The 7,640-nt window shown below is 69.6% G+C and carries 7 protein-coding genes; all 7 read right to left on the bottom strand.

Annotation, left to right across the window (positions count from 1 at the left end; all coding sequences use genetic code 11):
• Positions 1–31: 31 nt before the first annotated feature.
• From FDZ70_00240 to FDZ70_00210, 7 genes are read right to left on the bottom strand one after another with little or no spacing between them, the layout of a single operon-like run.
• The gene (locus FDZ70_00240) at positions 32–1,192 is read right to left on the bottom strand and encodes a GNAT family N-acetyltransferase (GenBank protein TLM80562.1); all 1,161 of its coding nucleotides are present in this window, start codon (positions 1,190–1,192) and stop codon (positions 32–34) included.
• Positions 1,192–2,457 carry a hypothetical protein gene (locus tag FDZ70_00235; protein ID TLM80561.1) on the bottom strand — a complete coding sequence of 422 codons (1,266 nt, stop codon included), beginning with the start codon at positions 2,455–2,457 and terminating at the stop codon, positions 1,192–1,194. Before FDZ70_00235 ends, FDZ70_00240 begins: the two co-directional genes overlap by 1 nt.
• Before the next feature lie 9 nt (positions 2,458–2,466).
• The gene (locus tag FDZ70_00230) at positions 2,467–3,435 is read right to left on the bottom strand and encodes a radical SAM protein (protein TLM80560.1); all 969 of its coding nucleotides are present in this window, start codon (positions 3,433–3,435) and stop codon (positions 2,467–2,469) included.
• A gap of 38 nt (positions 3,436–3,473) precedes the next feature.
• Positions 3,474–4,598, bottom strand: coding sequence for a GNAT family N-acetyltransferase (locus FDZ70_00225; protein TLM80559.1), 1,125 nt, complete (start codon positions 4,596–4,598; stop codon positions 3,474–3,476).
• On the bottom strand, positions 4,598–5,611 hold the full coding sequence (locus tag FDZ70_00220; GenBank protein ID TLM80558.1) for a hypothetical protein: 1,014 nt from the start codon (positions 5,609–5,611) through the stop codon (positions 4,598–4,600). The genes FDZ70_00225 and FDZ70_00220 overlap by 1 nt, the downstream gene beginning before the upstream one ends.
• Positions 5,608–6,585: a hypothetical protein gene (locus tag FDZ70_00215; GenBank protein TLM80557.1), complete on the bottom strand. Its 978-nt coding sequence runs from the start codon at positions 6,583–6,585 to the stop codon at positions 5,608–5,610. The genes FDZ70_00220 and FDZ70_00215 overlap by 4 nt, the downstream gene beginning before the upstream one ends.
• Complete coding sequence (locus FDZ70_00210) at positions 6,582–7,634, bottom strand: N-acetylneuraminate synthase (GenBank protein ID TLM80565.1); 1,053 nt, start codon at positions 7,632–7,634, stop codon at positions 6,582–6,584. The genes FDZ70_00215 and FDZ70_00210 overlap by 4 nt, the downstream gene beginning before the upstream one ends.
• Between the last annotated feature and the right edge of the window lie 6 nt (positions 7,635–7,640).

Here is a 7,640-nt window from a genome sequence, read left to right as displayed (position 1 = left end):
AGCGCCAGGCAGCGCTCCCCACACCGAGCCCCTACAGTCCCTCGAGAGGGGTGACGTCGAAGCGGAGGGGCAGCACAGCGTCGAGGACCTGACCGACCGGAGGCACAAGGGGCAGGTCCGACGGCCTCTCCGGCCCGAACAGGACTCGGACGAGTCGGTGGTCCTCGAGATCCAGTGCGACCGCGAGGCCCTCGCCCCCCGACTCCCACATCTGCTCGCGGTCACCCCGACTCATTCGGACGCTCAGCCTCAGGCCCGCTCGAGCGAGGCGCTCATCGATCCGGGGACCCAGCGCGCTCATCAGCGCGGCGAGGTCGTTGATCCTCAGGTTGCAGATGTGCTCGATGCGGAACCACTCCCCGAGCATGTGCACGTACTCGCCCAGCGGGCCTGATGCCAGGGGCGGCTGGCGCACCGCGCACTCGCCGTAGTCGCCGTCGGCCATGAGCACCTCGAGAAGTGCCGCGGCCGCCTCGGCGTCGCCGACGACGTGGAGCACTTCGAGGGTCTCCGCGGCATCGGCCGCAGCGGCGGGGACTGTGGCCAGCGCCCGGCCACGAGGACCCTCGTACACGCATGTGCGCTGCAGCGCACGACCGTAGACGCGATCCAGGTGCCCGGGGTGCCCGTCGAGCACGAGGTTCGCCGGCACGCCGTACTCGTCGATGATCGCCGCGTCCTCGGGCACACGCAACTCGCGAACCGCTGCCACGTCGTCGGGGGACGGCCCCGAGAACTTGCGCCTCGGCACGAACTGGGTGGTGCGGGCGCCGCAGATCTCGAAACCGAAACGGCGGTAGCGGTCGCGGTAGCCCCAGAGGACCGTGAGCGGCCGCTCAGTGGCGTCGAGCGAGTCGAACGCCTCCTCGAGCAGCCTCGCCATGAGTCCGCGTCGCTGGTACTCCGGTCTCGTCGCCACACCGGTGATCGCGATGGCGCCCACCGGCAGGCCTTCGATGAGCATCGTCATCGGGATCGCGGCCACGGTGGCGCAGATCCGCCCCGGGTTCGAGGTATCCCTGGCCACGAGGACGTGCTCCGCCGAGTCCGGCGAGCCGGTGCCGAAGATGTGGCTGTCGATCCCTGCCCAGTCCGCGCCGAACCGCCCTCGCAGGATGACCTCGTCCCACAGACCGAGGATCTCCTCGCGGTCGCTCGCCGCAGCTCGCGAGACGGCGAATCCGTCGACCATCAGGCTTCCTCGTCCATCTCGGCGATCCGGTCGCGAGCCTCCGAGACCTTGGCCAGCGCACTGCCGACCCTCTCGGCGACCGCGTAGTCGGACAGGAAGACGAAGTGCGGCATGGTCATCACGTCACCACACGCGCGCTCGACCTCGGGCAGGACCACGGAAGAGAAGTCGAGGCGTCCCGCTGCGATCGCCTCCGCGTTCGCGGCGCGGTAGACGGAAGGGTAGTTGCCGTCGACGAACACCGGGTTGCGGTAGAGCGGATAGTCGTAGCCTGCCCCTATCACGACGCCCTCGGCTTGCAGTGCCTTGAGAACAGTGGCCTTCTTGACCCCTCCCCAGTACGCCCGATCCAGCCTCACGATGTAGAGGTGCCGCGGGTGCACCTCCATCGCCGAGGCGTCGAGGCGGGTGAATCCCGGAATACCGTCGATGAGGAGGTCGAGCGCGTCGCAGGCGTCCATGCGTTTGCGCGTCTGCTCCTCGAGACGCTCCATCTGCGCCAGGAGCAGCGCGCTCTGGAACTCCGTGATCCGAAGGTTCGACGAGATGCTGAAGTGTCCCGGCGCGCCGCCCTGCCGGGTGCCGTGCCAGATGAACTCACGGAAGGCGAGCATCAGGTCCTCGTCGTCTGTCAGATAGACGCCGCCCTCACCCGCCGACATGTTCTTGTTGCGCTGGAAGCTGAAGACGGCGCCCATGCTGTGCTCGCCCGGATACCACCCGTCGCGCCGCGCGGCGTGCGCCTGCGCAGCGTCCTCGATCACGGTGATGCCGAGCGGCTCGGCCCAGCGCCTCAGCGCGACCATGTCGTCCATGAACCCACCGAAGTGGACCGGGATGACTGCCTTCGTCCGCTCCGTACGGACCTCGTCGAGCCGGCGGATGTCGAGACACATCGTCAGCGGATCTACATCGCCGAAGACGGGCACGCCCCCGGCCCGGATCACGCAGGCGGCTGTCGCCATGAAGGTGTACGGAGGGACGATGACCTCGTCGCCCGGTTCGATCCCGGCGATCGCCACCATGGCTTCGAGCCCCTGCGTGCAGCTGCAGCACGCGACTCCGTACCGGCGACCGTGCATCTCGGCGAACTCGCGCTCGAACCTGATCGTGTACCCGACCGCAGTCGACGCGGACGCGCACGCGTTCGACTCGCGCACCGACCTGACGACCCAATCCTCATCGCTGCCTGTGTGCTGCGGCCACGGCGCCACCGGCTCGTCGATCGTCTTCGGACCCCCGTCGATAGCCAGCCTCTCGGCCACTTGGCCCACCTACTCCCCGTCCTGCGCCGGCCGGGCCGCGTCACGCAGGACGAACTCGTCGATATCGTCGTCGTGCCGATGATAGTACGTGCACTCTCCGCACACGGGATGCGCGCTGAAGTCGCGCGTCACGAACATCCGGCGCAGCTCCGCAAGCCTTTCGCCGTTCCAGATCGCGCCGATCGTCTCCTGCGTCGCGTCTCCGACCACCGTGCCGAGCGACCAGTCGACCGGGCAGATCGACACCGATGCGTCCGAGTTCACGTTCAGCTCGTACCAAGGGTACGGACACGCCATCCGCGGCCGTTCGCGTTCCGCGACCTTGCCCAGTGTGAAGTCCTGCTCCCCCGTGTTGTCCCAGTTCATCGGGTCCTCGTGCACGATCAGTTCGTCCGCTATGCCCGCGAATCTGCGCTTGAACTCCTCCACGTCCGCGTCGGTGATCGCAGGGAACCGGCAGATCTTCACCGCGATGTGCGGCCTCGGCCGATCCCCGCGGATCTCGCGCAACAGTGCCACGTTTCGCTCGACCTTCTCGGCGAAGGCCCCACCGGAGTACTCGCGGAAGACCTCGTCGTTCGGCGACGTGTAGGAGACCATGATCCAGTCGAGGCCGGCGTCCACGAGCTGTGCCGCCATCGTGTCCAGCAGCGACCCGTTGGTGTTGACCCGGACCTCCTCGGTGACCCCCGCTTCTTTCGCATAGCGTATGAAGCGCGGCAGGTCCTCGTTGAGGAGCGGCTCGCCGTCCTTCCACAGCTTCAGCGAGCGGACAACGATCCCGTCCGATGCCAGACCGTCGATGATGTGCTTGAACGTCTCGAACGACATGGTCCCGCGCTGGCGAGGATCGTCCGGACCGCTCGTGCCGGTCGGACAGAAGCGGCACGAGTAGTTGCACCTGCTGGACGGGTCGATCGCCAGCCCCCACGGAGCGTCCAGCGGGAGGTGGTCGACGAGTCTGCTGCCGTCACCCAAGGAAGATACCTCGCATCCTGATCGTGTCGGCCCGAGCGCTACTCATCGTCGCCCGCGGGCTCACTCGCATCGAACGCATCCGACTCGAGGAAGCGCGCCGCCCGCGCGCTCTCCAGGCGCTCCCACAGGGCGCTGTCGAAGACCCTCTCGAACGCGATCTCGGGCATCAGCCGCCCGCCGTAGCGGCGCTTGAACTCCGCGATGGACCGCTCCTTGTCGCTCGGCGCGTAGTACGGCTGAGCGGCGGACCAGTTGATCCCCAGTTCGTAGAAGCGCGCCCCTCGGGCACGGCTGTCCAGGATCGCCTCCCACTCGAGCAGGTGGCGCGGCGGCTGCTCGCGAGTGAACTCCTCCAGGTTCGCCTGGGACCACCCGAAGACCAGCCCGTGGAACGCACCGCAGAACAGGAAGCTCGCCGGCTGTCCGCCGACGAACGCCACGAACAGCGAAGCGCGCTCCTCGGCGAGCAGGCAGCGCATCCATTCGAAGCTCGGCTCGGGCCGCGTCACGCGGCCGGCGGCAAGGAAGTGCGCACGGCGATAGCCTGCGAACATCTCGTCCGTCGCCGCTCCCTCGCCGGAGAATCGTTCCACCGTCACCCCGTCGCGACGCGAGCGGTTGATGTGCCTGCGGTGGTACTTGGACAGCTCAGCGGTCAGCGTGTCCTCGGGCAGCGCGAGGTCGATGACGATCGTGTTCTGCGGCTGCGCCTGGTATCCCTCGAGCAGCGGCGCGAAGGCATCGATGCCCGAATCGGCGCCACCCATGACGCCGATCGAGAGCGGGTGCCTGCGAAGCAGCGCGCGCGCGGCCCCGTGCTCCGCCGCGAGGGCGTGCAGCGCCGCGTAGGCTTCCGCCTGCGCACGACGCGCCGAACTCGGGCTGTCGCGTCGCACGGCAGGAGCGCCAAGCGGCTCGCCCGAGAACGAAGCGTCCACGAAGCCGATCCCCGCGTGCTCGATGCGACCCACGGCCATCGGACAGATCGCCTGCGCCACGCCGCGCTCGTCCACGAGCGCGAAGCTCAGCGGCTTCGCGTCCGGGTAGGACCGTTCGAGATAGGTGATGAAGTCGGATGAGTGGAGGTGGGTCGCCTCAGGGACCGACGCCACCCATTCGTCCCACCGTTCGCGCGGCACGTCGTGGAAGAACACCCTCTCCATCAGCGAACAGCTCCCGCCGCCACGTCGCAGATGCGCTCCACTTCGTCCACGTCCAGACCCTGATGCACGGGCAGCCACAGGCACTTCACGAACCGCGGCTCGAACACGTTGCGCGCGACGTCGAAGTGGTACACGCCAGTCACGACCCCGGCGGCCCGCAGCGCCGACTCCATCCGGCGCAGGTCGTCCTCCGGCGCGAAGAGCGGCACGATGTAGGGTACGGCATCGACCTCCAGGCCCTCCAGGTACTCGGGGCGGTCCGCGAAGCGGTCGCGGATCGCGCGGTAGTTGCGCTTGCGCGCCTCGATCGCGCCCGCGCGCACGGCCTGCGCCACCGCTCGCAGGGCGATCTTCGGCGGGCGCGCACGATCGTCGATGGTCCCGTATGTCATCTCACCCAGCTCGCGCGTGCGCCGGGCCGGGCCGGAGCCGTGCCCGACCTCCCACAGCCAGCGCGCGAGACAACCGGCGATCGGGCGGCGCGACGCCTCGCAGCGGCTGCGCGCGCGTTCGAGGAGCGCCTCGTCCGACGAGACCAGCGCGCCGCCGAGCAGCGACGGGAACAGCTTCGGGAAGCTGAAGATCGCCGCGTCGCCGATCGTCCCGAGCGGCCTGCCGCGGTATGTCCCGCCGAACACGTTCGCGCAGTCCTCGATGAGGTAGAGTCCCTCGGCGCTACAGCGAGCAGATACGGCGTCCATGTCCTGAGGGAATCCGTACTGGTGATACGCCAGCACCGCACGCACGCCCGGGCTGGGCTCCAGCACCGGGTGGCTGAAGCGATGCGCGGTGTGCAGCACGCTCTGGCAGATCCACCGGGGGACGAGCAGGGCGTCGTTGCGATCCCGCAGCACTCCCGTCGCCGAGAGGTGCTCGAGGATGATCCGCAGCGCCGCCCTTCCGCTGCCGGTCGGCACCGACGCGTCGCCGAGCACGGGCACGACGTCGGGCACCGCGCCCGCAAGATGCGCGAGCGCGCCCCATCCCAGTACCGGCGCCTCGTGGACCCTCATGTGAGCGCCTCCAGCGACTCCGCGATGCGAATGGGCCCGCGGCCGTCCACCAACGCGCGGGCACACTCGGACAGCCGCTCGCGCGCACGTGCGTCCGAGGCGAGCTCGCGCACCGCGGTGCCGATCGCGTCCTCTTCGGCGGGATCGACCACCAGGCAGCCGCCCTGCGCGGCTATGGCGTGTGCGAACTCCGACTCGTCAGCGGTCCTCGGCGCGACCACGGTCGGGCGGCCGAGGCACATGAGCTCGAGCAGCGTCGTGCCGCCCCCCGAAACCGCGAGGTCGGCGGATGCCATCAGGCGCGGCAGATCGGGAGGGTCGACGTGCACGCGCGCGTCGAACGCATCAGCACCGGGTACCTGCGGGTCGAGGCCCGGGACGCCGGGCCCGACCACCACGTCCACCTCGGCGCCGATACCGGCGTCGGCCATCTGAGCGAGTGCCCGAGCCGTCATGCCCCCGGCGTCGGACCCACCGAACAGCACCAGCACGCGGCCCGCATCGTTCCGCACCGCGCCGGCCGCGTCCCTCTCCGCCGCCACCTCCGGCCGCACCATGGAGAACTGCAGGCCTTCCGCCAGCCTCTCGCCGAGCGGGTGCTCGGGACGTGCCCACCCAGGCACGAACAGGTCGACGAACAGATCGATCCGCTCGTCCGCGAAGTCGAACCGGTCGAGAGCGGCGACTCGTGCCGCCCTGACGTCGGACACCGGCCCGAGCGACCGCGGCAGATCGAAGACGACGACGTCGGGGTCGGCCTCCTCGACCGATCCGGCGAGCCCTTCGAGCCTCAGGCCCCCGCCGTTCGGACACCATGCGCTGGCAAGAACGCGCACGTAATCCGTGTCGGGCGCCTGCACCGCCACATCGTGTCCGCGGGACCGCAGCGCTTCGGCCAGGGTCAGGCTACGCCTGAGGTGCCCCGTCGCATGCTCGGCGTCCGCGTGCGTGGCGATGAGGAAGCTGGGGCTCACGACCGCTCCAGCGCATCCCACGAGAGGGGCTCGTGACGCCGGATCGCGCGGACGACGCGGGAGCCGACGACGCGCTCGAGCTCCGCCGGCGCGAGCCCAACCCCGGGCCTCAGCACCGACACGTCGCAACGAGCGATGATCTCGCCCGCTTCGATGTCCCGGGCCGCGAACAGGCTTCGCCTGCCCCGGCGCAGGTGCAGATCCTCGGCGGGCGTCGGTGCCTTGACCGCGGAGCCAAGCGCCGACTCCACCTCGCGCACGGCGCGGACCATCTCCGCGAGCTCGTGCGGCTCCATCGCGAACTGGTGATCCGGCCCGGACAGCCCGCGATCGAGCGTGAAGTGCTTCTCGAACACGCACGCCCCGAGCGCTGCGGCCGCCACAGCGACGCTGGAGCCGAGCGTGTGGTCGGAGTAGCCCACGGGCAGGCCGGTCCGCTCCGCCATGGCGACCATCGCCCGGAGGTTCACGTTCTCGAACGCGAGCGGGTACTCGATCCCGCAGTGCAGCAGCACCAGGCCGCTCGCGCCCGCGCGCGTGCACACGGCGACCGCCTCGACCACCTCGTCCATCGTCGCGAGCCCGGTCGACAGCACGATGGGCAGCCCCGTGCGTGCGCAGTGCTCCAGCAGCGGGAAATGCACCATCTCGAACGAGGCGACCTTCAGGAACGGCACGCCGAGCGCGACAAGATCGTCCACCGCCTCCTCGTCGAACGGTGTCGCGCAGAAGTCGATGCCCGCCGCCTCCGCGTGGTCCTTGAGGATCGGCAGCCACTCCCCCGGCAGCTCGAGCTTGCGGTACATGTCCACGAGGTCCGTGCCGAAGCTCCCGAACTGATCGCCCTCGAGCGAGGCGATGGGGTCGCTGGTCGCAGCGGCGATCGCCTCGGCGCGGAAGACCTGGAACTTCACGGCATCCGCGCCGGCCTCTGCGGCGACGTCGATCAGCCGCTTGGCCTGGTCGAGGTCGCCGTCGTGGTTGCTGCCCGCCTCGGCGATCACGTAGCACGGATGTCCGGGGCCGACCTTCCTGCCTGCGATGTCGATGGTCGT

It is taken from the genome of Actinomycetota bacterium, assembly GCA_005774595.1.
Lineage (GTDB): Bacteria > Actinomycetota > Coriobacteriia > Anaerosomatales > D1FN1-002 > D1FN1-002.
The sequence above is the reverse complement of the archived record's forward strand: the minus strand, read 5'-3'. Positions and strand labels throughout refer to the sequence as shown.

What these genes read in the sequence shown, in the direction of transcription:
- FDZ70_00220 (TLM80558.1), bottom strand. Translation starts at nt 5,611, where the DNA reads ATGAGGGTCCACGAGGCGCCGGTACTGGGATGGGGCGCGCTCGCGCAT.
- FDZ70_00225 (TLM80559.1), bottom strand. Translation starts at nt 4,598, where the DNA reads ATGGAGAGGGTGTTCTTCCACGACGTGCCGCGCGAACGGTGGGACGAA.
- FDZ70_00240 (TLM80562.1), bottom strand. Translation starts at nt 1,192, where the DNA reads ATGGTCGACGGATTCGCCGTCTCGCGAGCTGCGGCGAGCGACCGCGAG.